19 protein-coding genes are annotated in these 26,558 nt (G+C 45.1%); 10 read left to right on the top strand and 9 right to left on the bottom strand.

Annotation, left to right across the window (positions count from 1 at the left end; translation table 11 throughout):
- The first annotated feature begins 215 nt into the window (after positions 1-215).
- Positions 216-3,881, top strand: a complete 3,666-nt coding sequence (gene porW / locus GJV22_RS15725; protein WP_163715912.1) for a type IX secretion system periplasmic lipoprotein PorW/SprE — start codon at positions 216-218, stop codon at positions 3,879-3,881.
- Positions 3,882-4,060: 179 nt separating this feature from the next.
- Entirely contained in the window at positions 4,061-5,617 is a 1,557-nt protein-coding gene (gene porX / locus GJV22_RS15720) for a T9SS response regulator signal transducer PorX (protein WP_163715909.1), read from the top strand.
- A 2-nt stretch (positions 5,618-5,619) separates the two neighbouring features.
- On the opposite strand, the gene GJV22_RS15715 is transcribed toward porX, so the two are convergent.
- Together GJV22_RS15715 and GJV22_RS15710 are read right to left on the bottom strand one after the other, a co-directional pair.
- Positions 5,620-6,390: an ABC transporter ATP-binding protein gene (locus tag GJV22_RS15715; RefSeq protein ID WP_163715906.1), complete on the bottom strand. Its 771-nt coding sequence runs from the start codon at positions 6,388-6,390 to the stop codon at positions 5,620-5,622.
- On the bottom strand, positions 6,390-7,127 hold the full coding sequence (locus tag GJV22_RS15710) for an MlaE family ABC transporter permease (RefSeq protein WP_163715903.1): 738 nt from the start codon (positions 7,125-7,127) through the stop codon (positions 6,390-6,392). The genes GJV22_RS15715 and GJV22_RS15710 overlap by 1 nt, the downstream gene beginning before the upstream one ends.
- A 241-nt stretch (positions 7,128-7,368) precedes the next feature.
- On the opposite strand from GJV22_RS15710, the gene GJV22_RS15705 reads away from it, so the two are divergent.
- Complete coding sequence (locus GJV22_RS15705; RefSeq protein WP_163715900.1) at positions 7,369-8,457, top strand: mannose-1-phosphate guanylyltransferase; 1,089 nt, start codon at positions 7,369-7,371, stop codon at positions 8,455-8,457.
- A 484-nt stretch (positions 8,458-8,941) separates the two neighbouring features.
- Here the strand turns inward: GJV22_RS15705 and GJV22_RS15700 are convergent, their stop codons facing one another.
- The gene (locus GJV22_RS15700; RefSeq protein WP_163715897.1) at positions 8,942-10,282 is read right to left on the bottom strand and encodes a serine hydrolase domain-containing protein; all 1,341 of its coding nucleotides are present in this window, start codon (positions 10,280-10,282) and stop codon (positions 8,942-8,944) included.
- Positions 10,283-10,434: 152 nt separating this feature from the next.
- Positions 10,435-12,630, bottom strand: a complete 2,196-nt coding sequence (locus tag GJV22_RS15695; RefSeq protein WP_163715894.1) for a S46 family peptidase — start codon at positions 12,628-12,630, stop codon at positions 10,435-10,437.
- A 304-nt stretch (positions 12,631-12,934) separates the two neighbouring features.
- On the opposite strand from GJV22_RS15695, the gene gltX reads away from it, so the two are divergent.
- Positions 12,935-14,458: a glutamate--tRNA ligase gene (gene gltX / locus GJV22_RS15690; protein WP_163715890.1), complete on the top strand. Its 1,524-nt coding sequence runs from the start codon at positions 12,935-12,937 to the stop codon at positions 14,456-14,458.
- Between the two features lie 92 nt (positions 14,459-14,550).
- On the opposite strand, the gene GJV22_RS15685 is transcribed toward gltX, so the two are convergent.
- Positions 14,551-15,255, bottom strand: a complete 705-nt coding sequence (locus GJV22_RS15685) for a hypothetical protein (protein ID WP_163715887.1) — start codon at positions 15,253-15,255, stop codon at positions 14,551-14,553.
- Positions 15,256-15,300: 45 nt separating this feature from the next.
- On the opposite strand from GJV22_RS15685, the gene GJV22_RS15680 reads away from it, so the two are divergent.
- Positions 15,301-16,017 carry a M48 family metallopeptidase gene (locus GJV22_RS15680; protein ID WP_205461906.1) on the top strand — a complete coding sequence of 239 codons (717 nt, stop codon included), beginning with the start codon at positions 15,301-15,303 and terminating at the stop codon, positions 16,015-16,017.
- Between the two features lie 24 nt (positions 16,018-16,041).
- A complete protein-coding gene (locus GJV22_RS15675) occupies positions 16,042-17,376 on the top strand; it encodes a deoxyguanosinetriphosphate triphosphohydrolase (protein ID WP_163715881.1) in 1,335 nt (444 codons plus the stop codon).
- A 100-nt stretch (positions 17,377-17,476) separates the two neighbouring features.
- Here GJV22_RS15675 and GJV22_RS15670 read toward each other — a convergent pair whose 3' ends face one another.
- The gene (locus tag GJV22_RS15670) at positions 17,477-18,133 is read right to left on the bottom strand and encodes a hypothetical protein (RefSeq protein WP_163715877.1); all 657 of its coding nucleotides are present in this window, start codon (positions 18,131-18,133) and stop codon (positions 17,477-17,479) included.
- 206 nt (positions 18,134-18,339) lie between these two features.
- Between GJV22_RS15670 and GJV22_RS15665 the strand changes: the two genes are divergently transcribed.
- Both GJV22_RS15665 and GJV22_RS15660 read left to right on the top strand, forming a co-directional pair.
- A complete protein-coding gene (locus GJV22_RS15665; protein WP_163715874.1) occupies positions 18,340-19,497 on the top strand; it encodes a carboxypeptidase-like regulatory domain-containing protein in 1,158 nt (385 codons plus the stop codon).
- 103 nt (positions 19,498-19,600) lie between these two features.
- Positions 19,601-20,056 carry a cupin domain-containing protein gene (locus tag GJV22_RS15660; RefSeq protein ID WP_163715871.1) on the top strand — a complete coding sequence of 152 codons (456 nt, stop codon included), beginning with the start codon at positions 19,601-19,603 and terminating at the stop codon, positions 20,054-20,056.
- A gap of 731 nt (positions 20,057-20,787) precedes the next feature.
- Here GJV22_RS15660 and GJV22_RS15655 read toward each other — a convergent pair.
- A complete protein-coding gene (locus tag GJV22_RS15655) occupies positions 20,788-22,086 on the bottom strand; it encodes an efflux RND transporter periplasmic adaptor subunit (RefSeq protein ID WP_163715868.1) in 1,299 nt (432 codons plus the stop codon).
- 96 nt (positions 22,087-22,182) lie between these two features.
- On the bottom strand, positions 22,183-23,430 hold the full coding sequence (locus GJV22_RS15650; protein ID WP_163715866.1) for an aspartate kinase: 1,248 nt from the start codon (positions 23,428-23,430) through the stop codon (positions 22,183-22,185).
- Between the two features lie 336 nt (positions 23,431-23,766).
- Between GJV22_RS15650 and GJV22_RS15645 the strand changes: the two genes are divergently transcribed.
- Both GJV22_RS15645 and GJV22_RS15640 read left to right on the top strand, forming a co-directional pair.
- Positions 23,767-24,132 carry an aldo/keto reductase gene (locus tag GJV22_RS15645; RefSeq protein ID WP_163715864.1) on the top strand — a complete coding sequence of 122 codons (366 nt, stop codon included), beginning with the start codon at positions 23,767-23,769 and terminating at the stop codon, positions 24,130-24,132.
- A gap of 202 nt (positions 24,133-24,334) precedes the next feature.
- Entirely contained in the window at positions 24,335-25,819 is a 1,485-nt protein-coding gene (locus GJV22_RS15640; RefSeq protein ID WP_163715862.1) for a TrkH family potassium uptake protein, read from the top strand.
- Here GJV22_RS15640 and GJV22_RS15635 read toward each other — a convergent pair.
- On the bottom strand, positions 25,790-26,524 hold the full coding sequence (locus tag GJV22_RS15635; protein WP_163715860.1) for a queuosine precursor transporter: 735 nt from the start codon (positions 26,522-26,524) through the stop codon (positions 25,790-25,792). The genes GJV22_RS15640 and GJV22_RS15635 overlap by 30 nt on opposite strands.
- Positions 26,525-26,558 lie beyond the last annotated feature (34 nt).

Genomic DNA, 26,558 nt, shown 5'->3' with positions numbered 1-26,558 from the left:
CTTCCGGGGAAGGATGGCTATTCCAGGAACTGCCCGAGCGTAACCGGACATAAAAAAGCCTGCATTTTCACCCTATTTTTGTATTATTGTGTAAGCAAGCAAAAAGACGAGTGGCAAAGGGAAAACAAGGTGGGGAATTCATTCGGTTTTTAGCCTGTAACAAGCAATAATATCAGCAATATTCAGTTTATCCTAAAGTGCTAAAACAATCCGGATTGAAGAAGATTCTTTCAAATAAATTCTTGCTGCTTTTAACGTTCGTCGTCCTGGCCGGATGTTCGACTGAAAAAAACACGGCAGTAACCCGTGCGTATCACAATGTCACTTCCCGTTACAACATTTATTTTAATGGCAAAGAAAGCATCAAATCCGGATTAATGCGCATGGATCAATCGGTTGATGACGACTTCACCCAAATTCTTCCGGTCTACAAATCGAGCATGAGCGGAACGGAACTCATTGCTTCTTCCGAGATGGACTACGCCATTCAGAAAGCCTCGAAACTCATCAAAATACACTCCGTTACGCAAAAGCCAAAGCGGCGAAAAAACCGGACTGCTGCCTATAAAAACCTGGCCAGCAAAGATGAATACAATGTATGGGTTGACGATAGCTACATCATGATGGGAGTTGCCTATTTCTACCAGAAGAAGTTTCCCCAGGCCATGGAGAATTTCAATTATGTAATTCGCAAATACCCCGAAGAGCCAACCCGCTACGAAGCTTTAGTTTGGTTAATCCGTTGTTACTCGGAACAGGAACGCTACACCGAAGCGCAGGAAGTGATTAAAGAGATTGATGGCAGCATGGATTTCCCGAAAAACCTGGATCAGGACTTTTCGTTGGCCATGGCTGATTTTCATTTGAAACAATACGAATACGAAGAAACCATTCCGGCACTCAAGAGTGTCCTGAACAAACCGCTCAAAAAACAAGAGAAGGCCCGCTACAAATACATATTGGCCCAGTTATACAAAGAAACGGGGAACAACGAACTGGCCGTCGCAACATTTCTGGAGGTTGCCAAACTGAATCCGTCGTACATCATGGCCTTCAATGCCCGCATTAATGCTGCCGGCGTATTCACCGAATCGGAAGATATTGAAAAGCTGAAAAAGACCTTGCACAAGATGCTCCGGGACGAAAAAAATGTCGAGTTCCAGGATCAAATCTATTATGCGCTGGCTAAAATCGACAGCCGCCACGGCGACAAAAGTTCAGCCGTCGACAACTACCGGAAATCAGCTGCAGTCAGTGTTTCGAACGATTTCCAACGGGCGCTCTCCTGCCTCACCCTGGCTGATATCTATTTTGAAGAAGAGAATTACCGGGATTCACGGGCTTATTACGACAGCGCCATGTCGGTCATCGACGACGATTACCCGAACTATGCCTTCATTTCTGATCGTCACCAAAGTCTGACCATGCTCACCGACAATTTACTCACCATTGAACGGGAAGATAGTTTGCAGACGCTGGCTTTGATGAGCGATGCAGATCGAAACAGTAAGATTGCCGGTTGGATTCAGGAAGAGCGTGATGCGGAACTGCGTCGAAAACAGCAGGAGAACCAGGAACAGATGGATCGCAACTTTTACCGGATGAACCAATCGCGATTGGGACTGAGCCAAAAACAAGGTTCGGGCTGGTACTTTTATAACCCGTCGACGGTGACGCTCGGAAAAAACGAATTTGAACAAACTTGGGGGAAACGGAAACTGGAAGACAACTGGAGACGAAAAAACAAGAGCCAGATTTCGGAACTTCCATCTGATGAATTAGCTGAAGCAGCCGAGGACACCACCCAAAAAGTTGCCGAAGTTCCGCGAATCAATGACAAATTGAGCCGGGAATATTACCTGCAGGATCTACCGCTGACTGAAGAGTCCATGCGGGCTTCGAACATCCTAATCCGCGATGCCTTGTTTAACGCAGGACGCATATTCAAAACTGACTATCAGAATTACCAGATGGCTATTGATGAATACGAGGAACTGCTGAACCGTTACGACAACAATATTTACCAACTGTCAACTTATTTCGAACTGTGGGATTTGTACGCAAAAATCGGTAAAGACAGCAAATCCAATTATTACCGGAACCTGATTGTCAATCAATATCCGGATAGCAAGTATGCGCAATACCTCGTGAATCCGAATTATTTCATCGAACTGGAAGCTCACAAAGACAGCATCAACCGGTTGTACCAGCAGGCTTTCAACCTATACCAAACCGGTAGTTATGCCCAGGCCGGACAACTGGCCGCCCAAGCCAGGACCATGGAACCCGACAGCACCTTGATTCCGAAAATCGCCTTCATCGAAACCATTGGTCAGGGCGAAAGCAGCGACTTCAACCGTTTTGGCCAGCTGCTGGATCAATATATGGCCGATTACCCAAAATCACCGGTGAAACCGGTTGCGGAACGAATTCGCAAACTTATTTCTGATAGTACCCTGGTCGACTACCAAAAGCTGGTGGCCTCGGGATACCTGAATAATGAAATTGTCAACGATGAGTTGCTTGCTGAAGATCTTTCAGCTCAGGATGAGTTTAACGGCAAGTTCTCCTACGACCAGGAACTGATCCACTATTTTGTGATTGCATTTGATCGTTCAGCCGATGTTGATATCAACCGGTTGAAGTTCGATATTGCCAATTACAACATCGACCATTACATGAAAACCGACTTCGATATTGAAACAGAATACCTGAATGCCAACACCACCTTACTGACGGTTCGTTCGCTGCAAAACAAAGAACAGGCACTCATTTACTTCCGTTCCATTATTCGCAAACGAGAGGTTTATAAAACATTGACAGGTGTTGACTATGTGAACTTTGTGACCTCAACATACAATTACCGGGAATTGAAAGCAGATCACAACACCGAAGATTACCTCAAGTTCTTCCTGAAAAACTATAGCCGTTTCATTGGCGGAGACTTCCCTGAAGATGAACTTCCGGAACCGGAAGAGTTGATGGCTAAAGCACTGGAGGAAGAACTCCAATTGGAAGAACGGGGCAGCTTTGTGATGGTGAAACCTGACACCCGCCAAGAATTATACAGCCGGACGCCGGACGCGCCGCACAATTTTGTCATCGCTGTCAAAGACACGGAGTTCAACCTGAAAAGTATGATCAGCCAGTTCAGTAAATTCAATAAAGATGAATTTTCGGACCAGGATCTAACTGTAACAACGAAAGCCTTCGGTGAATATCAGTTATTGGCTGTCAGTCCACTGAATTCGGCCAAACAGGCGATGGCTTATTTCCGGAAGGTAATTACGGACCGCAGCCTGTTTAACGACCTGGGTGAGCGTAGCTATCGTAACTTTATTGTCAGCGACGAAAACCTGATCAAAGTGATGGGAGGTAAGACGGTGGACGACTATATGGATTTCTTCCGCGAATATTACATCAGCGGACAGGCAATCAGCAACCAGGCACAACCGGCAGCTCAAGTGGAAACAACGGTTGAAGCCGTTGAAGAAAAACCGGCTTATGCTGGAGCATTCAACACCGATACACAAGGTGAACATGAATTCATTCTGCTCGTTCCTGAGGCTGTTGATCAGGATAAATTGCTTGATGCCATTGAAGCGCACAACAGCGCAGCCGACCCCTCAGGCAACTTAAAAATTGAGTCCCGTCCATTCGATTCAGGACATTTAATCATCCGTGTTTTTGCCTTCGCGGGAAAAGATTCGGCCATGGATTACCTGAAAGGGATGGTACGCGACAGCAATGTTTACGGGCCACTGGGAGAATTGGAATACCGAAACTTTATAATAACGAAAACAAACTACGACATCCTTCTTAAAAACACCGATTTAACTGATTATCTGAAATTATACAAAGCTGTTTACCTGGCGAATTAAGGGTTAATCTTTGTTAAGTATCGGCATAGCTCGCATTATTTTGTTATTATTAAGGGATTCGAGGGGTTACGAATACCAATTATTCGGAATATGATGAAGGGATACATCATTTAATAACGAAATTAATGTAGGGCATCTTGTTATTGGAAAAGATCCTACCTCATCTAGATTGAAGCTGTATGAAGACAATCCGAATTTTATGGACAGATGATGAAATAGATCTTTTACGTCCACACATCATATTCCTGGAACAAAAAGGCTACGACGTAGCCACATCGACCAACGGCTCCGATGCCATCGATTTAGTGAGAACCAATCATTTCGACATCATATTTCTGGACGAGAATATGCCGGGTCTGACCGGCCTGCAAACCCTCAACGAAATTAAAACCATTGAGCCGAATGTTCCTGTAGTGATGATCACCAAAAGTGAAGAAGAAGATATCATGGATCAGGCCATCGGATCGAAGATTGCAGACTACCTCATCAAGCCCGTCAACCCCAAACAAATCCTGTTATCGATCAAAAAGAATGTTGATTCGAACGAGTTGGTGACCCGCAAAACAACATCGGCCTACCAAAGCGAATTTGGCAAAATCGGTATGTTGCTGAACGAACGCCTCAGCCACGAGGAATGGAAAGAAGTCTACCGCAAACTGGTATTTTGGGAATTGGAATTGAGCGAATCGCAGGACTCAGCCATGGACGAAATCCTCCAAATGCAGAAGTTGGAGGCTAACAGTAACTTTGCGCGTTTCATCAAAAGCAATTACCTCAGCTGGTTTCAGAAGGATAACGCCGACCGTCCGCTGTTGTCGCCCGATCTGTTCCGCAATAAGGTTTTTCCTTTGCTGAATAAAAATGAAAAAGTCTTTGTGTTGGTTGTCGACAACCTGCGCTACGACCAGTTCCGCGTGCTCAGCAAAGTGATCAACCAATATTTCGTTACCGAAGAGGAAGAGCTTTATTACAGTATTTTGCCAACGGCAACCATGTATGCCCGCAATGCTATTTTTGCCGGCTTAATGCCGTCGGAGATCGCCCGCATTTACCCGAAATATTGGGACGACGATGACAATGAAGGACACAAAAATGCGCATGAACGGGAACTACTCGAAGCACAGATGAGCCGGATGGGAAGAACAGAGAAGCTGTATTTTGAAAAGGTAGGCAGCCTGAAATCGATCCGTAAATCACAGGAGACCCTTTCGAATATTCTGCAAAATGATTTGTCGGTCATGGTCTTCAACTTTGTGGATATGATTTCGCATGCCCGCACGGAGATGGAAGTGATGAAAGAGCTGGCCAGCGATGAAAAAGCCTACCGATCGTTGACACTTAGCTGGTTCAACCATTCCTTTCTGTTTGACCTGTTGAAAAGCCTTGCCGAAAACAAGATTAAGGTGGTGGTCACGACCGACCACGGAACTGTGCGGGTAAACAATGCCCTGAAAGTAGTGGGCGACCGCGAAACAGTTACCAATTTACGTTACAAACTGGGCCGAAACCTGAACTACAATCCTAAGGAAGTATTTGAAATTACGCAACCGGAGAAGGCTTTTTTGCCGGGCCGAAATGTCAGCTCGAAGTTTATTTTCGCCTGCAAAGACGATTTTCTGGCTTATCCGAATAACTACAATTATTACGTGCAGTATTACCGCGACACCTTCCAGCACGGAGGTGTATCAATGGAAGAGATGATTGTACCGGTAATTACACTGTCGCCGAAAGGATAAAGCTAAGCTTCATTTCCTAAACGCGCATCGCGCATTTCTTTATATTGGCGGTTAGCGAACACAAATTCCTGAAGCTTTTTATTTTCAGCATGCAGGATTTCTGTTTTGTTACCTTCCCAGCACATCTCACCCTCGCTGATGAACAGAATTTTATCACCAATCTCCATCACCGAGTTCATATCGTGGGTGTTGATAATGGTGGTAATATTCAGATCTGTTGTGATCTCATGAATCAGGCTGTCAATCACGATTGATGTTTCCGGATCGAGACCGGAATTGGGTTCATCACAAAACAAATATTTTGGGTTCAGAGAAATCGCCCGGGCAATAGCCACCCGCTTTTGCATACCACCTGAAATTTCGGCAGGTGAAAGGTTGAAAGCTTCCGGGCTAATGTTGACTCGTTCCAGGCAGAAAGCAACTTGTTTTTCCTTTTCAGCATGCGTTTGGTTCGTAAACATATCGAGCGGGAAACGAACATTTTCGGCCACCGACAGCGAATCGAACAAAGCGCCCCCCTGAAAAACCATGCCCATTTCCTGGCGAAGTTTCTTCCGGACCTTGGGCTTCATGATTGTGAAGTTCCGATCGTCGTAGAAGATATTCCCTTCATCAACTTCGTGCAAGCCAACAATCGATTTTAACAAAACCGTTTTCCCCGAGCCACTTCGCCCGATAATCAGGTTGGTCTGTCCTTTCAGAAATTCGGTGGAGATATTCCGCAGAACCGACTTTCCTTCAAATGATTTATAGATACTTTCAACACGGATCATTACAGCAACAATTGAGTTAAAATTAGATCGAACACCAAAATTAGTATGTTGGTGCTAACAACGGCTCGCGTACTGGCAGCTCCGACCTCAAAAGCGCCTCCTTCAACAAAATAACCGAAATAGGCCGGAACCGAAGCAACCAGGAATCCAAAAAACAGCGACTTGATCAACGAGAAGGTAACATAATAGGGAACAAACGAATACTGAACCCCATTCAGGTACTCAGCAGCCGTAATCGCACCTACCCCGGGTCCGACAAGCAGCCCGCCAATGATCCCGAAGAACACACTGAGGACATACAGGAAAGGGAAAATAAATACGACCGCTATAATTTTAGGAAGAATCAGGTAGCTCGCCGGATTCACACCCATGATCTCCAGTGAATCGATCTGCTCGGTTACCCGCATACTTCCGATTTCGGACGTAATATTGGAACCGATTTTCCCCGCCATAATTAAAGCCATAATGGTCGACGAAAATTCAAGGATCTGGGTATCCCGGTTTCCCAATCCGACCAGGTAGGTCGGCAAAAAAGGATTGACCATGTTATAGGCCAGCTGCAGGGTAATAATTCCACCCATAAAGATGGAAATAACAACAACAATCCCTACGGAATCCAGCCCCAATGCTTCAATTTCTGTAAACAAGCGCTTCAAATAAATCCGATGTCTTTCCGGCCGCGAAAACACTTTCGCTAAAAGGGAGAAATATCGTCCGGCGTGATAAAAGAAATTCATGCTACAGTTATCTGTTTGTTTCGGTTTTCAATTTCAAAAAGGAAGCTTTTTCGTGTTCAATCGTCACCCTACTTTGGCTTCTCAAGTCATGCTAAAGGTACAAATTATCCGAGAAGAACGAGCGTTTCCAACAAATTCGCCCCTTTCTGCGCCCCGGCATGTTCTGAAATACCTACCCGGCACCCCAAAATCCGTTTTGAATTATGGTATCTTTGGTCTGTAATGTACAAATGATTTACGAATGGAAAATACGTATTGTGTGATTATGGCCGGAGGTATTGGAAGTCGTTTTTGGCCCTTGAGCAAAAGCACCATGCCGAAACAATTTTTAGATATTCTCGGTACTGGTCGCACATTTATTCAAATGACTTTCGACCGGTTTAAGCACATTTGCCCTGTTGAAAACTTTATTATTGTTACCAATCAAGATTACAAGGAATTAGTTCTCGAGCAGTTACCCGAGATTCAGGAAAGCCAGATTTTGCTGGAACCCCTACGCCGAAATACCGCACCCTGTATTGCTTATGCGAGTAACCGGGTAAGAAAAATGAACCCCGATGCCACCATGGTTGTCGCTCCGTCAGATCACCTGATTCTGAACGAACCGGAGTTTCAATCGCAACTGCAAAAGGGAATTGCGTTTGCCAGCAAGAACAACGCCCTGTTAACTTTAGGCATTCCGCCCAGCCGCCCTGAAACCGGCTTCGGATACATCCAAATTGAGAACGAGGTCGCCAATGGTGAAAGCGATTCGTTGTACAAAGTGAAGACATTCACCGAAAAGCCCAATCTCGAGATGGCCAAAATTTTCCTCGAAAGCGGCGAATTTTACTGGAACTCGGGCATCTTCATCTGGTCAATCCAATCGATTTGCGAAGCGTTTAAAAAGCACTTACCCGACATTCACGAACTGTTTTCGAAAGGTGAAAAAATGTACGGCACGGCTGACGAAGTTTTTTTCATCAACAAAACTTACTCGGAGTGCCAAAATACGTCCATCGATTACGGTATTATGGAGAAAGCCGATAATGTGTATGTACTGTGCGCCGACTTTGGCTGGAGCGATGTAGGAACCTGGGGTGCTTTATATGGCCAGCAGCCAAAAACGGAAGAAGACAATGTTGTGAAAGGCGACAGTGTGTTCCTGTACGATACGCAGAATAGCATCGTTAATATGCCCGATGGAAAAGTGGCTATTTTGCAGGGCCTTGATGGCTACATCGTAGTTGATTCGGAAGAAGTGCTGCTGATTTGCCGCAAAGAAGATGAACAACACATCCGCCATTTTGTGAATGATGTTCGCTTACAAAAAGGCAATAAATTCGTTTAAACTACCATCACCATAAAGCCGGAAAAGGTGTCTTTGCAAGCAGTGAAGACACCTTTTTTTGTGCGTCTTTACGCAATCATTTTAAGCAACCGCAGATACCCGGATGTGTTTGAAAGAAAAGTCGGACGCTTTCTTTCGAATCGATTACAAAGAGACTGATCCTACTAGCGAGTTTTTAGGAAACAGTACGGTTTGGTAAAAAGTAAAATTTAGTTTTTACCAAACTGCTCCAATTGATTAAATCTGCGCGCCATGTTTTTAGGCCCTTGTACGGATTCATTAAATCTGTGCGCAAGGTTTTTAGGCCGCTATCCCATTTTATAAAAACTGTGCGCGGTCTTTTTAGGACACTGTACGAATTCATTAAATCTATGCGCGGTTTTTTTAGGTCGTTGTACACTTTCATAAAAACTGGCCAATAAATTGGCCGGAAAGTCGTCCCGTCAGGTAATTTCGGTTGAAAAAAAAGCCGCTAACTGCGATATTACTCCAAACTCTTCAGAATTTCCTTCAACATTTCGTTGGTACTGAACTCACCTTTTTTCGAATAGCCGGTACGCACCACCACCAGGTCTTTTGAAGGGATGATGATTATAAACTGTCCGTCGTGCCCTTTACTCATGTAGGTATCGGCAGGCGCATCGGGTTGGTCGCCCGACAGGTTGAGCCAAAAGAAAGCGCCATAGTTGCCATCAGAGCCTTTCGCCGGAGTTGTGGTGTATGACACCCAATTGTCGGGCAGAATTTGCTCGCCGAGCCAGTTCCCGTTTTTCAGATACAGCAAGCCAAAACGGGCATAGTCGCGCAGGGTTGCATACACATACGACGAACCGACGAAAGTACCAGAAGCGTCCATTTCAAGCACTGCGCTTCTCATACCGATTTTATTGAAGAGTTGTTCGCGGGGAAACCGCCAGTAGTCGGCATCCGAGGCAAACGTCTGCCGCAGCGCCAGGCAGGCAATATTGGTGGTTCCGGACGAGTATGCCCAGACCGAATCAGCCGGATAGGCAACGTCGTGTTCCAGGGCGTAGCTGGCCATATCACCCTCTTTATGCAGCATAACCGTTACATCCGACAGGGTGCCGTAACTTTCATCCCATTCCAGGCCCGAATTCATGTGCATGAGGTTATTCGTTGTGATCTGCCGGGGATCGCCCGCATCCCAGGTCGAAAACGACAGCGGCGCATTAATGTCTATCATTCCTTGTTTTTCGCGAATACCAACCAATGTATTGACAAAGCTCTTGCCCATCGACCAGCCCAGGAAACGCGTATTACGGGTGAAGTCGTTGCGGTAAACTTCGGCTACAGCTTGCCCTTTGTAAACCACCATCAAGGCAAAGGTTCCTTTAAACGGAATACTGTCGGACATGACCTTCGCTACCGCATGATTCAACTTCGGGATATCAATTCCTGCCGGAAGGCTATCAGCCGTCGCCGCCCCCATTGGCCAGGCAATGCTGTCGGGATTTGTCGGTAAAACATGCGTTTGCGGATAATGACGGTTGCGAATCTCATCAGCGGTATAATCCTCAACCAGGGTGCAACCGTACCCTTCAATATAAACAGCCGTTGACTTGCCCCACAAAAACCGGGAAGTCACTTCCTTATTTTCAAAATCGACTTTATTCTCGGTGAACTTGATAACCGAGAAGTTCAGATCTTCCGATTCCAGCGACTCTTGCGACCGACCAGCCACAAATACCCCGGATGCGAGATTTTTAGCCGCATAGCCGGTTATCACGGGCAAGACCAGGTTCAGGTAGAAACCCGCCGATAAGATAATCAGCAGAACGACAAACAGCGCGATTCTTCTCTTCATGAATTTCAAAATTGAAAGCCGACAAAGCCAACTTGTGATTCGAAGGAATAAATATAGAGTTATCCGGCTAAATTAGGATGAACGGCAGGCAAAAAAACAAAAGGCTGCTCCCGGAAAGGAACAGCCTTGAATATCATCGGATGCATCGGCGTTTATTTCTCAGTCGACGCAATATCTCTTTCTACCTTTTTATCCGATTTCACTACGGTCATTTCGTCGATCAGGTTTTTCGCTCCGGCAAACTTGTCGATTGTCCACAGCACAAAACGAATATCAACAGAAATACACTTTTGCAATTCCGGTTCAAAAGCGATATCACCGCTCATCGCTTCCCAGTTGCCATCGAACGCAATCCCCATCAACTGACCTTTACTGTTGATTACAGGGCTACCCGAGTTACCGCCGGTAATGTCGTTATTGGAAGTAAAGCAAGTCCGTAACTCGCCGCTCGCATCGGCATAATCGCCATAGTCTTTGGCATAGTACAAATCCTTCAGGCGAGCAGGAACATCGAACTCATCATCACCGGGGATTTCTTTCTCGATATAACCTTTCAGGGTCGTGTAGAAATCATATTTCACACCATCGCGCGGAATGTAGTCGCCAACAGTTCCGTAAGTCAAACGCATGGAGCTGTTCGCATCGGGATAAAATTTGCGATCTTTCTCCATCTCCATCAAACCGGCAACAAACAACCGACGACCTTTGACCACATCACCCGACGTACGGTTGACAATCTCTCCCAAAATAGTTGCCTGGCGGAAGATACTTTCAGCAATCTGGAAAGCCGGGTCTTTATCAATGGTTTTCAGATTTGGTTTTGCCAGGAAGGCTTCCAGTTTAACCTGATCGGCAAAGATGGTTTTGCTGTACACATCGGCCATGAATGCCTTCGCATCACCTTTGTATTTCTTGGTCATTTCAGCGAAGAAAGACGGGTAAAAAGCCGGATCAACATTTTCTTTGAAAACATCAATCAATGCTCCGGCTACCTTTTCATCAGTCGCGGCATCGTAGTCTTTGAAGAACTCATCCAAACGAGACTCAACACGGGCCACATTTAACTGAATGCGGTCTTCGCTGCTACCTGATTTAAGTGCTTCGTGCAAACCTTTCAGATTCATACAGAATGCAAAAAGCTCGGGTCCTCTGAACATGGTTTCCATGAGGTATTCCGATGCCAAATCGTCCCGTTGTTCTTTGTACGAATCTTCGATGATACTTAAAGCGTCACCGTATTTTTCCTGGCGCTCGGGGCTTTCGCTAACCCATTGCGTAAATTTAGCTTCCAGTTCTTTCTTCTTGGCCACCACGTTCAAGGCATTCAATCCTTTGTTTTGACCAATACTGTATTTGTAATAGTTTGAACTACGGGCATATTTCGACGCATATTGAATGTGCGCTTTCTGGCTGCTTGCCATATAATCTTTCAAAATCGCCAATTTCACCGAACGCGCTTTGATGCGAACCGGGTTGGTTACGTTCATGGTGTATTCCACACCGAAAGAAGATTTGTAGCGGTTCGTACGTCCGGGATATCCCATGACCATGGCAAAATCGCCATCTTCATAACCATCCAGCGAGATGGGTAAATGGTGCTTTGGTTCGTAAGGAACATTGTCTTCTGAGTATTCAGCCGGTTTGCCATCGGGACTGCAATATACGCGGAACATGGAGAAATCGCCGGTATGACGGGGCCACATCCAGTTATCTGTATCGCCACCAAATTTTCCGATTGATGCCGGAGGTGTACCTACTAAACGTACATCGCGGAAAGTCTCGTAAATAAACAAGAAGTACTGGTTACCTTCGAAAAGCGGCTGTACCCGTGCTTCGTAATCGTTGCCTTCAGTTGCTGCTTTTTGAATTTCAAAAGAAGCTTTCTGGATTTTTTCTTTCCGGTCGTCTTCTGACGTTTTGAAATCAACGCCTTCAAGCACTTTCGCAGTAACGTCTTCAACACGAATTAAAAATGAAACCGTTTTACCCGGATTCGGTAATTCTTCTTCATATGATTTTGCCCAAAAACCATCGCGGAGGTAATCGTGCTCCACAGAACTGTGAGCCTGAATTTCGCCAAAACCACAGTGGTGATTGGTTAGCAATAACCCTTTGGGTGAAACCAGTTCCGCAGTACAAGAACCATGATCTAAAGCAACCACAGCATCTTTCAAACTTGAATGATTGATACTATAGATATCATCTGCACTCAACTCGCATCCCATTTTCTGCATATCAGCGATGTTCAATTTCTGAACAAGCGCCGGTAGCCACATTCCCTCATCCGCACGGACATTACCCTGCCACAACAATCCAAGAGTGACTACAAAAAGAAATATTCTCTTCATCCTTTATCTGTTAAAATATAAATAGCTTTCGAAATTTTGCAAAGTTAAACTTAATTGCCTATTCGAGTGAGTTTAAAAACATAGATCGATTTTAAATCACCTATCCGATTTGTCCCGATAATTCGCAAGAATTACAAATCCCGACTATTTTTTTTTGTTTTTGGTTGTCCGGGGTTCACGTTATTGCACGCTACACTCCGCTTATTCACATGATTTTGGCTTTCCTGAATTTAGTTTTTTCAAAACCGTTTTTGACCGCTTCAAAAATACCTATCTTTGCGGGCAAAACTGAATTATTACAGACATGGAAGCTAAAGTGAGGGTACGTTTTGCACCGAGTCCAACGGGACCATTACATATGGGAGGTGTTCGCACAGCCCTGTTCAATTACTTATTTGCCAAAAAATTAGGTGGCGACTTTTTATTACGGATTGAAGACACCGATCAGACCCGCTATGTGCCGGGTGCTGAAGACTATATTATCGAAGCCTTGCAATGGTGCGGACTGATGCCTGATGAAGGTGCCGGCGTTGGTGGAGAATATGGCCCTTACCGTCAAAGTGAGCGCAAAGCAATGTACCGCCAGTATGCCGATCAGCTGATTGAAAGCGGCAATGCTTACTATGCTTTTGACACACCCGAGGAACTGGATGAAATTCGAAAAGCTGCTGAAGAAAACAAAACAGTCTTCTCATACGACTTACATACACGCAATCAGTTGAAAAACTCACTGACACTGTCAGCCGAGGAAGTGCAACAAAAGATTGCCAACGGAGAATCGTGGGTTATCCGTTTTAAAATGCCGGAGAACACCGATGTTGCTGAAAAAGATTTGATCCGTGGGGAAGTTAAATTCAACACGAATCAGCTTGATGATAAAGTGTTGTTTAAAGCCGACGGAATGCCAACCTATCACCTGGCAAACGTGGTGGACGACCACCTGATGAAAATCTCGCATGTGATCCGTGGCGAAGAATGGTTACCATCCATGCCGCTTCACGTATTATTATACGAAGCACTGGGCTGGGCTGAAAACCGTCCCCAATTTGCGCATTTACCCTTGATTTTAAAACCAACAGGAAAAGGAAAACTAAGCAAACGCGATGGCGATAAATTAGGCTTCCCGGTATTCCCGTTACTGTGGACCGATCCTAAAAGCGGTGAAATTTCCCGTGGTTACCGCGAGGATGGCTATTTCCCTGAAGCTTTTGTGAACTTGCTGGCCTTACTGGGATGGAATGCCGGAACAGAGCAGGAATTCTTCAGCATGGAAGAACTGATCGAAAGCTTCAGCCTCGACCGCGTTGTCAAATCAGGCGCCCGTTTCGACCCCGAAAAAGCCAAATGGTTCAACCGCCACTACCTGCAGGAAAAGTCGGACGAAGAGTTGACCGAGCTTTTCAAACCAATATTGGCGAAAAAGGCAATCACCTTGGAAGATACAAAAGTCACCCGCATTATCGGGCTGATTAAAGAACGCTGCGAATTTGTCAGCGAATTGTGGGAGCAAGGCAGTTACTTCTTCCAGGCCCCGGAAAGCTACGACGAGAAAACCGTTAAAAAGAAATGGAAGGAAGACTCTCCGGCTATGCTTTCGGAAATTGTAACTCTTTTTAAAGGAACCGAAGAATGGAATGCTTCCGCGATCAAAGAAGAATTCTCAGCTTTCATGAGTGATAAAGGCTGGGGATTCGGTGTTGTGATGGTGCCCATTCGTTTGGCCCTGGTTGGCAGCAGCCAGGGAATTGACCTGTTCGACATGTGCGAACTGATCGGAAAAGACGAAACCATTGCCCGAATCGAAAAAGCAATTGCGACGATCAAATAAAATACCTTTCGTATCGAAAGGATCCAAAACAAAAGATGCCAGCTCCTTCAAAGGGACTGACATCTTTTTTTTTCCACTATGTCAAAAAAATACTACTTCAATTTTTCCAGGTAAAGCTTACGCAGCGCCTGTAAATATTCCAAATTCAATTTCGTTGAATAGATCCGTACAAACTCGTGCAGCACACCATTGTGAATAAATGCCCCCTGCGCCGCATCGAACTTACTTTCTTCCCAATTATAACTCACCCGGTTCGAAAGGGCATTAAAATCTTCCCAGCTAAGCTCTTTGGGTAATTCTACATAAGCGTGAAAATCTTCTTTATTGTCCAGGTAAATTCCCTCATCAATCTGAGTCAGGTTGAAAAACTTCACCACTTTTATTTGTGCCGTCGCCTCTAATCCTTTTTTACTTTTCACCATAAAATAGATACCCTGATCATTGTAGGCTTTTTGCAAATCACCAATCAAATCGTAGCGGTTTAAATGACGAATACGCAAAACATTGTAGGTTGTATCGACCAATTCGATGAAACCTTTCCCGGCATCAAATTTCTCATTAAACACTTTCTCAACCTTCTGTGTCGCGCGAATGATATCCATTAACGGGTATTGTGTTTGCAATGCCAAATACATATAAATCGGATTTGCACCAAAAGGGGTTTCATGATAATAACCCGGGAACGGTGACAAGGCTTCGAAAACCAAGGTCCCGGTTTGAACTTTATCGTCGATCGTCATCACAGTTTCCTGTTTCCTAATCGTTCCGAAAACTTCAATTGCATTTTTTGGTTCCATATCTCAAAATTTAGGGGATTGCTTATCTTCGTCAGCAGATATCCAATGATGACAGCTGACAATTACTTTCATTTAGAACCTATCGGTGCGATACACATCCGTAAAAATTCGCGCTCCCGCCGTATTCGCCTTCGGGTAAAACCCGATGGAAAGGTTCAGGTGTCTATGCCGCTACTCGTTTCTGAACAAAAAGCAATCGATTTTGTCAAAAGCAAAGTGGATTGGATACTTAGACAACAACAAGATATTAAAGCTGGTTTAACTATCTTCAGTCCGGACAAGTGTTTTAAAACAAAATTTCATGAATTAAAAATTGTTCCTGTTGACCAGAATAAAGTTTCAGCGATGGTTGGGAAAGGGATTATTCAAATTAACATTCCCTCAACCAGAAACCACCAACAGCCCGAAATTCAACAGTTTATACGAAAAGTGATCATACAGGTTATGCGCCAGGAAGCCAAGGTTTATCTGCCTTCCCGGCTAAAAGAATTGGCTCAACACCATCAGTTGAGTGTTCAGAACGTGTATGTAAAACATGTTAAGAGTCGCTGGGGTAGTTGCTCATCTGTCAATAACATCAACCTGAATTTGCACCTGATGCGCTTACCCAACCACCTTGCTGATTATGTAATTCTGCATGAACTGGCACACACGGTAGAGAAGAATCATGGTCCGGGTTTTTGGCAATTGTTGGAACAAATCTGTCCCGGATCAAAAAAATTAGATAAAGAACTCAATCAGTATCACGTAGACACTTATTAGCTGATTGAAGAAGAATGAAAAAACATGAATTGGAATAAACTCATATCAACCCGACGACTGGGATCATTAGCGCCAACCGACGAAGGTGACCGTTACAACCGAACACAATTTCAGCGCGATTACGACCGCCTGATTTTCTCATCACCTTTCCGGCGTTTGCAGAATAAGACACAGGTCTTCCCGCTGCCGGGAAGCATTTTCGTACACAACCGCCTGACCCATTCGCTGGAGGTGGCCAGCGTTGGCCGAACATTGGGCAGCATGCTCTCAGACCGCTTGATCAAAAAAGGCGAAACCCATCCGTTATTGGCAGAACTTGGAGCAGTCGTTTCCGCAGGATGCCTGGCTCACGACATGGGAAATCCCCCTTTCGGGCATGCCGGAGAAGAAGCGATTTCAAACTATTTCACCTCCGGAAACGGCAAGTACCTGAAAGAAAAAGTGAGCCCTGCCGAATGGACCGACTTTGTTTATTTCGACGGAAATGCCAACGCCCTGCGACTGCTGGGCCATCAGTTTAAAGGACGACGAGACGGTGGCTTTGCGCTAACCTATACCATGTTGTCCTCCATCGTAAAGTACCCTTACGAATCGATTGACGTAACCAAACCCAAATTCGGGTTCTTTCAATCCGAAAAAGAACTGTACACCGGAATCGCGGAAGAACTTGGACTGGAACAAAGCAGCAGCAATCCGTTGAAATTCGTTCGTCACCCACTGGTTTACATGGTTGAAGCAGCTGATGATATCTGCTACCAGATCATGGACATGGAAGATGCGCACAAATTGAAAATCGTTTCTTACGATACGGTCGTTGAGTTGTTCCGGAATTTCTACGATCCGGTGGCCGACAAGGCCATTCTTTCGAAGATGGACGAGAACTTCAAAATTGTCACCGATCCAAACGAGCGGGTTGCCTACCTTCGGGCTTCAGTCATTAATAAACTGGTGAAGGAATGTGTTGAAGTTTTTGAGAACAATGCCGACCAGATCATGGCGGGAACTTTCCAAACAGCACTGATCAACCAAGTAACAGGATCGTCGAAAGCCGCTATGGATGCGATTATTCCGCTATCGGTTGAGAAGATTTACAAAGACCGCTCGGTGATTGAAATTGAGGTGGCAGGTTACAAAATCCTGGGCACGCTACTCGACGAGTTTATCCAGGCTGTTTTGGAACCCAAAGCCGGGCTATCAAAACGAATCTTGTCGCTGATACCGGCGCAATACAAAGGCGATCATCAAACGGATTACGAAAAGATCCAGTCGGTGATTGATTTTGTGTCGGGAATGACCGACCTGTTTGCCCTCGACTTGTACCGCAAGATTAAAGGAATTAATTTACCGGGAATCGGATAAAAACAGCTTTCAGAAACCAGACGTTAGCTCTTATACATTCTCAGCTAAATTTTCAGCTGGTCTAATCGCTAACGTCTGGTATCTTCCTGTCTCTGGCGAACTATTTGCCTATTTCGCCTTTCAGCAGATTGACATTATTTTTCAGCCGCTCGATGGTTTCATCTTTTTCTTTCGATTCAACCTTCAGCTTTTGGATATCGGCTTTCAGCGACGCAATTTGCTGCATCTGCGCTTCATAAAGTCCATTCTTCTGTTCCAGTTGCTTATTCAGGCTTTCAACCGTTTCCTTCTGGCGATTATAGCTGAATTTCAAATCCGTCAATTCATTCTTCGTACCCGAAAGCTCGTTCGACAGGTTCGTGTTTTCCTGTTTCAATTCCAAATTGGTCTGGCTACCTTTCTCCAACGTCTCTTTCATCTGACGCTTTTCAAACTCAAAAGCGTAGAGTTTTTCCTCGATGGTCGCATCTTTTTCCTGCACGTTCGACTTCAACCCGTTAATCTGTCCATTCAAATCACCAATTTGCTGATCTTTCTCGGCATTGCTCGCCATCAGGTCTTGTTTCATGCTTTCAAAATCAGCAATCATTTTAGAAATGCGGCTGTCTTTGGCTTCATTTTCGTTGGTCAAATCCCGCACGCGCTGTTCGGCACGCATTTTGGAAGACTCCATATCAAGATATTTCTTTTTGGAAACACAAGCTGATAGACCGACAGCCAATATGGTTGAAAAAAGGAGGATTCTGTTTGTTTTCATGTTTCTACGAATTATTCTAAGTTCGAATTACAAAATAACAACGCCTTGCAGGTATAGATGTTATCCGATTAATAATTTTTAACGAACTTAGGCGTTGTTCAAGAGTTATCTAAAGTATAAAAATTCTATCAAATATGAGGCCAAAGAAAGCGTTCGACAAAGGCTGGCCCAAAATAGTGAATCTCAGAAAACAAAAACAGTAAACCATGAAACACATTCTCATTATCGCATGTCTGTTTCTCACAATAACACTACAGGCTCAAACCAAATTAATAAAAGGACGGATTGTTGACTCGAACAACCAATCGGGCATAGCCTACACCAACATCGGAATTGAAGGGACTTTTTACGGAACCGCCAGTGACGCGGATGGTTTTTTTGAATTGAAGATTCCCGATGAATTTGCCGGCAAAATGTTGTTTGTGTCGGCGGTGGGCTATGAGAACCAAAGTTACCCGGTATCCGAATTGATGCAAAAGGAATTTGCACGCATCGCGCTGGTTGAGCAAACCTACAGCATTGAAGGGATTGATGTGGCAGCACAGTCGCGGGTCCTGTTTCGGGTAATCCGGACGGCTGCTGAAAAGGTACCGGACAACTACCACGCCGGGCCAATCGGGATGAAATACCACTACCTGGGGAAAGCAATCCTGAACGACTCGACCAGTGAAGTACGCGAAGCCATTGTTGAGATGACCGACCAAAGCGGATACAGCTCGCCCAATTTGAAAGACGCTTATAACAACCGCAATTACAAGTTCACCGAGGTGAATAAGAACTTCGAATCATTGTCGTTTGCTGAAGGGCAAACCGGTTTTGATGAGTTGATTGATCAGGATATTGCCCGCCAGGCAAACACCGTCTTCAACGAGAAGCTGCTCAACGATTACGATTTGCACCTGGAAGGCGTCAGCTCGTACGAAGGCGATTCCGTTTGGGTTATTTCATACAAAACAGCGAAACCCGACGTAGCACACAGCGGCGACTATTATGCCACGAAAATGGAAGGCAAATTATACATTCTGAAAACCAACTACGCCTTGGTTCGCCACGAATGCATGATTGAAGCCAGCAAGAACAACCCACAAAACCGCAGCTTGTATACAACCGGAAATGCACAGCAAAACGTTAGCTACCATTTCACCACCATTTACCAAAAACAAGGTGGCATGTACCTGCTGAGTTATATGGACCAGGACAAATCGTTTACCAATGCCGACGGAGCAACAATCAGCCTTTCGCGGAAAGCAGCGCTGCTCGACCTGGAGAAATATCCCCAACCGATTTCGGGACGCAGCTACTTTGAAGATACCAGCTACGACGAGAAATTCTGGAACAGTTTCCACACCGGCAAAAAATTGTAACTCGAGCGGCATGCTTTAAAGCGTTTGAAACCTAAAGGATCCGGTCTTTTTTGGAAAGATCGGATCCTTTAGTAAACACACTAAATAAATAACGATTTTAGCGATGAAAACAATTGAAAAACGATCGGAAAACCAACACTACAGTGCCGTAGATCTGGGCAGTTTAAACGACCTGGCAGACTACTCTCTTGTTCATCCCAAGACTAAAAAGCTTGTGGAAGGCAAAGTGTTTTTAAAAGACGCGACCAACGCGACCGGAACGCAGATTTCGTTTAACTCGCTTCCGCCACAAACCGAGCAACCTTATTTTCATATTCATTATAAAAACGAAGAGACCTACATTATTCTCCGTGGTTCCGGTTTTTTCCAGGTCGACGATAACTGCCTTGAAATCAAAGAAGGCAGTGTGATCCGTGTCGCTCCGCCGGGGAAACGCGGCATCCGGAATTCGTCTGATGAAACCATGGTTTATATCGTCATCCAGTCTAAAGCAAACTCGCTGGAGGAACATACCACCGAAGACGGCGAACGGATTCCGGTAGAACCCAAATGGCGCTAAACAACCGAATCACAAACCAAAGGAAACCATTGCTTCCGAACAGGGTGATAAACAAAGAATCCGGCCCATTTGGACCATGTGCCGGCTAGCGGCTCCCCTTTCGTGTAGGCTTGTTGCTTACCCGAGTCCGATTTTGGGCTTTTCGACCCAAAAACAGCCTAAAAAGAGCTCCTATTGAACAATAAACCCATTTTATAGATCTAAGTTGTGTCAACTTAGGTCTAAGTTGAGACGTCTTAAGTACAAAATATCATTTCTTAAACAGAAGTCGCGCCATCTTTAGTCTAAAAAATCGTTTCTTCAATCTAAGTAGAGACATCTTAAATACAAAAAAGCTTTTTTAAACCGAAGTTGCGACCCCATCAATGAAAGAGACCTCTTCCACGGTTTACATTCGCCTTTTATCGATGAGCGGAACCACAACTACGGTTCATATTCAAGCCAACATCAACCAGAGACCAACTGCTTATCATTCGTCAAGAGCCTTACCGATGTTTCCCCGGTTTTCCGGACAGATGTTCCCGCTTGTGTTTCTCCCAAACCCGATCCGAAAGCTTCCCATTCTCACTTTAAACTGAACGAGTATCGAATAAAACCGAATTGAACTGGCCGATTAATATAGCCGGTTACAACGGACAAATAACCGAACCCTGGGAGCCACCGGTCACCTTCAAAAAAAAAACCGCCAACCCAATCGGGCCGGCGGCTATTTGTTTTAGTCAATCAACTTCTTATTTTTTGGCGCTAAACAGCTCTTTCTCGTCTACGGGTTTCACCTGCATACTGTCTTTCAGTGTGCGGCTCACCACGATGAAAGGGCCGGTAATAATTTCGTCGCCGGCTTTCAGACCGCTTTCAATTTCGATACTCATATTATCCTGAATACCGGTTTCAACAGGCTGGCTATAAGCCCTGCCATCGCGCATAACAAAAACGACTTCCTGCTTTTCGGCGCCTTTTTGCTCGGTTGTCTGCAGGCTGTCCTTTGCGGTATCCTCGGGCATGCGGGTCGTCACCGCCTGAATCGGAACAGCAATCACATCGTTACGCGTATCGGTTTGCACATCAACAGTGGCCGACATTCCGGGACGGAAGGGATAGCGTTTCATGCCTTCGCTTTCAACCAGATCTTCATAAGATGATTTCAGCAGCAACACTTTCACATCGAAATTGGTCACCTGGTCGCCCGATGTCCCAACAGTATTGGCCGAATTGGCAATCTCGGTGACAATGCCTTTGAATTTGCGCTTCAGGTAAGCATCGACCTCAACCAGCGCCGTATCGTTTTTCGACACTTTCACAATGTCGTTTTCATTCACCTCAACTTTCACTTCCATTTGTTCCAAATCGGCGATCACCATCATCACGGTTCCTTCGTACATGTTGGTTCCAACCACGCGTTCGCCCTGCTCCACATTCAGCTGCGAAACAGTACCGTCCATCGGCGCGTAAATCTTGGTTTTTACCAGCTGTTCCTGTGCTTCGGCTACCGAAGCTTCGTTCGATTTCACCGAGAATTCGGCCGAGCGAACTTCAGCCTGTGCAATTTTATAGGCTGCATCGGCCGACTCAAACTCCGACTGGGCGATGGTTTGCTGATCGTATAATTGTTTGGAACGTTTGTAAGCCAGTTCGCTTTCCATCAAGCGCGCCTCGGCCTGTGCCTGCATCGCTTTAGCCGAGTTTAAACCGGCTTCGGCCCGGTTCAGCGTCTGAATGTAAATATCGGGTTTGATGATCAAGAGCAACTGCCCTTTTTTCACATCGTCGCCTTCAGCCACATTCAGCTGAATAATCTCGCCCGACACATCGGGGCTAATTTTGATTTCAATCTTGGGCTGTACTTTACCGTTGGCGGTAATCAACTCGGTAATGGTTCTGCTTTCAACCTTCTGCGAAACAACGCTCACCTGAAAATCGGCGCCAAACCATCCTTTCTTTTTGCCGACAATCAGCACAATGATGACAACGATGGTCAGAACAATTAAAATCGGAAGAAGCTTATTCTTTTTCTTTTTTCGGTGTTGCATAGTTGGGTCTTTGCTAGTTGAAAAGATGATTTTTGTGCCTCTAAATTTACAATATAATTCACTACTTTTTAAGTTGAATGGCCCGATGTTCGCAAACTATTTCAAAACCATCCGCACCGTACGGCGGCTTTTCTGCTCCATCAGCACTTCCCGGTCTTTCGCAATTTTCGCTAACGACTCATCGTCGTAAAAGCGAATAGTCGCCAACACCAGCCCGGTATTGTAACGTACATCGAACTTCTTGCGCAACTCCATTACCAGCGATTCCAGCCCCACTTCCGGTTCATCAACACACAACGACAGGTCGATGGCCGATTGCTGTATGAGGTTCACTTTAATGCGGTTCGATTTGAAAAAGCTAAACACTTCCGACAACTCATCAATGCCAACGAACGAGAAGTCGTCGGGTGAAAGAGTGATCAGCGCCTGCTTTTTCTTCAGAATGTACACCGGCACCAGGTCCAGTTGGTAATCAATCTCCTTGATGACCGTCCCTGCCTGCTCGGGGAAATCGAACGGACGAACAAAGAGCGGAATATTTTTATTTCGAAGCGGTTTAATCGTTTTCGGGTGAATGACCTTCGCACCGGAATAAGCCAACTCAATGGCTTCTTTGTAAGACAGCTCCTCAAGCTTTTCGGTATCGGTAAAATCGTTCGGATCGGCATTCAAAACACCGGGTACATTCTTCCAGATGGTCACACTCTCGGCATTCAGCAAATTGGCTAAAATAGCCGCCGAAAAATCAGATCCTTCGCGCCCGAGCGTTGTCGTTTGGTTGGTCGTTGTTGATCCGATAAACCCTTGCGTAACGTACAAATCAACGCCATTGAAGGTGAAACTGTTGTTGACCAGCATGCCCGACCACTTCCAGTCGACCAGTGCCTCGCGGTAAGTATCGTCGGTACGAAGGCTGTCGCGGACATCGAGCCATTTGTTGGGCGTCCCGTTTTGATTCAGATAGGCCGACACAATTGCGGTGGAGATCAGCTCTCCGAAACAAACCACCTGGTCGTATTCGTAATCGAAATGCAGCGAGGGCATCTTTTTGATTCGTTCTTCCAGCACTGCAAACAACTGGCTAACCTGGCCGAGGTTTTTCGCCTCAATCCCCAGTTCGGCAATCACGCCGGTATGATAATCTTTAATTCGCTGCAGGATTGCTCCGGCCTTTTGGTCCTTCTTGTAATAACTGCGAACCAGCAACTCCAGCTCGTTTGTTGTTGTTCCCATCGCGGAAATAACCATCACCTTTTTGCCGGGATGCATCTCAAGAATAGACGCTACATTTTTAATTGCAGGAGCCGAACTTACCGATGCCCCTCCGAATTTAAAGACTTTCATAAATGCTCAATTTGTTTGTTATTGCAATGCGATTTCCAGTGTTTGTCTTCGTGTCTTTCAGCCCAAATTAAAAAGCCTCAAAATGGCGTGGCAAACCCCTCTTTATCTTTTCAACTGCCACGAATTATTCAAGCCGAAAAACGGCGGTAAAAGTAATTATTTCACCCATTCGGCCATGATGTTCAAAAACTTACTTTTAAAGAAAAAAACCGGCCATTAGCCGAAATTACATTTCTACCTTCGTTATTCAAAGTTTCGTGTTTAAAAGATGGAAAAACATTTTTCTCTCAACTTCGTTTGCTATAGTATCCATTTAAAAATTAAATGTTGAATTTCATGAAACATCCCACAGTTACCTTGAGTAATAGTTTGGAAATGCCCGTACTTGGGCTCGGCGTATTCTTGTCGAAAGATGGAGATGAAGTCAACAATGCCGTAAAATATGCACTGGAAACCGGCTACCGGAGCATTGACACCGCAACGGTTTACAAAAACGAAAATGGCGTTGGACAAGCAATCAAGGAAAGCGGAGTTCCCCGCGAAGATATTTTCCTGACCTCGAAAGTATGGAACTCGGACCAAGGCTATCAGCAAACATTGAACGCTTTCGACTTTGAGTTGTCTGAAGAAGACATCCTGAAGATTGATGCATTGGATCAAAATGAGCGAATCGTTCCCGATCCGAACAATTTCGATTTTTAGAATCAGGCTTCATGTTACCGTGCTCTTAAATTAAACCGTCTGAATCAGAAAAGAGCTTGTCCGGCGAACAGAGCAAAGCCAGAATTTATAATTTCGTGCCCGCCAAATAAAAGCGGGCTACATGTCATCTATCACCGTTTGGGTTAAAGTAAAATTAAGATTGCAGGTAGAATTGTGTAGCTTAGATTAGCTTGATATAAATTTGGAACAAATCCGGGGGAACAAATTGAAGCACCGCAAAATAAATATTTTCATTATTTCGCATATCATTTCGATCATTATTCTGTTCGAAGGATTATTCATGCTCCCGGCTCTCCTGATTTCCCTGATCTACAAAGAAAATATTAGCGGCGATTTCATGCGATCCATTTTGCTGACACTTTGCATTGGCGCTGTTTTAAATATCACCACCCGCAAATACCGCTTTGCAGAACCGGGTGTTCGCGAAAGTTTGGTCATTGCATCCTTTGGCTGGGTAATTCTGGCGCTGTTCGGGGCTTTTCCGTACCTGGCAACAGGAAGTATTCCGCACTTTGTTGATGCTTATTTCGAATCGATGTCCGGATTCACAACAACCGGATCGTCAATTTTAACAGATATTGAAGCGCTTCCCAAAAGCATTTTGTTCTGGCGAAGTCTGACGCACTGGATTGGCGGAATGGGGATTATTGTCTTGGTGATTGCCATCATGCCTTTTTTGAAAATTACCGGGATGCAACTGTTTAGCTCCGAAGCATCGGTGGTTGTTGAAGAAAAGATATCGACCAAGGTGCGCTATGTTGCCCGCAACATCTGGATGATTTATGTCGGATTCACAATCGTCGAAACCATCCTGTTGCTATTTGGTGGCATGCCGCTTTTCGATAGTATTTGTCATTCATTTGCCACGGTCGCCACCGGAGGTTTTTCAACCAAAAACACCAGTATCGCTGACTACTCGCCCTATATTCAGTATGTCATCATCATTTTTATGGCTCTGTCCGGCATCAACTTTACCTTGCACGTACTGGGATTGAGAGGACGCATTAAACAGGCGATCAAAAACCAGGAGCTGCACCTGTATCTGAAAGTGATTATTGGCGTCGGATTTATTCTGACTTTCATCTTGTACAACAGTCAGCAAATCACTTTCGAAAAGGCTTTCCGCGATTCGTTTTTCCAGGTTGTTTCGGTAATCACAGCGACTGGTTTTGCCACCGCCGACTACCTGATCTGGCCGATTCAGGGGATTATTTTAATGGCTTTCCTGATGCTGGTCGGTGCCTGTGCCGGATCAACAGGTGGAGGGGTGAAAGTAATTCGTCACGTCATTAACCTTCAGTATTTGCGCAACAGTATCAGACGGGTATTGCATCCGAATGCCGTGTTCAATGTGCGGTACAACAATAAAGTTCTGAACACCGGGCAGGTTGCCAGTGTGATGAATTTCATCATCATTTATTACGGTGTTGTCGTTGCCGGAACGTTCATCATGATGCTGCTTGGCAACAATTGGTCCACCTCATTTGGATCAATCTTAACCACAATGGGTGGAATTGGTCCCGGGTTTGGACTGGTAGGCCCGGCCTCGAACTTTTCGATGCTCACCGACAGTTCGAAGTACCTGCTCTCCTTCTCGATGCTGTTAGGACGTTTGGAAATCTTCCCGGTACTCTCCCTATTCACCAACTGGTTCTGGCGAACCTGATTCTTTCAGCACAAAATTACCATTGCGGTGAATCAGACGTGACCAATATACGAAGGGTGTATCGGCTGCCGCGACAATCCATTTCAGGAAATACGTCGTGATTAGGATTTCCCACAAAACAGGCCACTCAAACACCCCGTAAAAAGCGATAAAAGTGAAGGTCACACTGTCGATCAATTGCGAAACCATGGTGCTCAGATTATTCCGGATCCACAACTGATGAGGCTCCGAAAAGCGCTTCTTCCAAACATGAAAAGCCCACACATCGTGTCGTTGAGAAAGTAAGTAGGCAATCAAACTGGCAACTGCAATACGTGGCATCAACTCAAAGATTGTACTTAACGATTCATGCGTAACTGCAGCGAATTCATCGCCTGCCAATGGCCAGAAATAAAGCGCCAGATTCATCAACAAAGTCATCGAAATTAAGCTGAAAAAGCCAATCCAGACCGCTTGCTTCGCTTCTTCTTTCCCATAATTTTCAGAAAGAATATCAGTCACCAAAAAGGAGGTTGCATAAACAATATTTCCCAGTGTTGCGGCCAATCCAAATAATTCCACCGTTTGAATAACCTGTATATTCGCCACAATGACGGAAATAGGAATCCACATGATAAGCCCCCATTTACCGAAGACCTTAAAAGCTGTAATAATCAACAGGAAGTTTGCCAGCAGCATGGCCAGCCAAAGTAGTTCGTTGTGCATTTTTTTAACTTTCTACGGCAGGGAGATGCCACCT

The organism is Mangrovibacterium lignilyticum (assembly GCF_010882175.1).
Lineage (GTDB): Bacteria > Bacteroidota > Bacteroidia > Bacteroidales > Prolixibacteraceae > Mangrovibacterium > Mangrovibacterium lignilyticum.
The sequence above is the reverse complement of the archived record's forward strand: the minus strand, read 5'-3'. Positions and strand labels throughout refer to the sequence as shown.

What these genes read in the sequence shown, in the direction of transcription:
- GJV22_RS15695 (WP_163715894.1), bottom strand. Translation starts at nt 12,630, where the DNA reads ATGAAGAGAATATTTCTTTTTGTAGTCACTCTTGGATTGTTGTGGCAG.
- porX (WP_163715909.1), top strand. Translation starts at nt 4,061, where the DNA reads ATGAAGACAATCCGAATTTTATGGACAGATGATGAAATAGATCTTTTA.
- GJV22_RS15710 (WP_163715903.1), bottom strand. Translation starts at nt 7,127, where the DNA reads ATGAATTTCTTTTATCACGCCGGACGATATTTCTCCCTTTTAGCGAAA.
- GJV22_RS15670 (WP_163715877.1), bottom strand. Translation starts at nt 18,133, where the DNA reads ATGAAAACAAACAGAATCCTCCTTTTTTCAACCATATTGGCTGTCGGT.
- GJV22_RS15665 (WP_163715874.1), top strand. Translation starts at nt 18,340, where the DNA reads ATGAAACACATTCTCATTATCGCATGTCTGTTTCTCACAATAACACTA.
- GJV22_RS15635 (WP_163715860.1), bottom strand. Translation starts at nt 26,524, where the DNA reads ATGCACAACGAACTACTTTGGCTGGCCATGCTGCTGGCAAACTTCCTG.
- GJV22_RS15700 (WP_163715897.1), bottom strand. Translation starts at nt 10,282, where the DNA reads ATGAAGAGAAGAATCGCGCTGTTTGTCGTTCTGCTGATTATCTTATCG.
- GJV22_RS15705 (WP_163715900.1), top strand. Translation starts at nt 7,369, where the DNA reads ATGGAAAATACGTATTGTGTGATTATGGCCGGAGGTATTGGAAGTCGT.
- GJV22_RS15680 (WP_205461906.1), top strand. Translation starts at nt 15,301, where the DNA reads ATGATGACAGCTGACAATTACTTTCATTTAGAACCTATCGGTGCGATA.
- GJV22_RS15660 (WP_163715871.1), top strand. Translation starts at nt 19,601, where the DNA reads ATGAAAACAATTGAAAAACGATCGGAAAACCAACACTACAGTGCCGTA.
- GJV22_RS15655 (WP_163715868.1), bottom strand. Translation starts at nt 22,086, where the DNA reads ATGCAACACCGAAAAAAGAAAAAGAATAAGCTTCTTCCGATTTTAATT.
- GJV22_RS15685 (WP_163715887.1), bottom strand. Translation starts at nt 15,255, where the DNA reads ATGGAACCAAAAAATGCAATTGAAGTTTTCGGAACGATTAGGAAACAG.
- GJV22_RS15715 (WP_163715906.1), bottom strand. Translation starts at nt 6,390, where the DNA reads ATGATCCGTGTTGAAAGTATCTATAAATCATTTGAAGGAAAGTCGGTT.
- gltX (WP_163715890.1), top strand. Translation starts at nt 12,935, where the DNA reads ATGGAAGCTAAAGTGAGGGTACGTTTTGCACCGAGTCCAACGGGACCA.
- GJV22_RS15645 (WP_163715864.1), top strand. Translation starts at nt 23,767, where the DNA reads ATGAAACATCCCACAGTTACCTTGAGTAATAGTTTGGAAATGCCCGTA.
- GJV22_RS15650 (WP_163715866.1), bottom strand. Translation starts at nt 23,430, where the DNA reads ATGAAAGTCTTTAAATTCGGAGGGGCATCGGTAAGTTCGGCTCCTGCA.
- GJV22_RS15675 (WP_163715881.1), top strand. Translation starts at nt 16,042, where the DNA reads ATGAATTGGAATAAACTCATATCAACCCGACGACTGGGATCATTAGCG.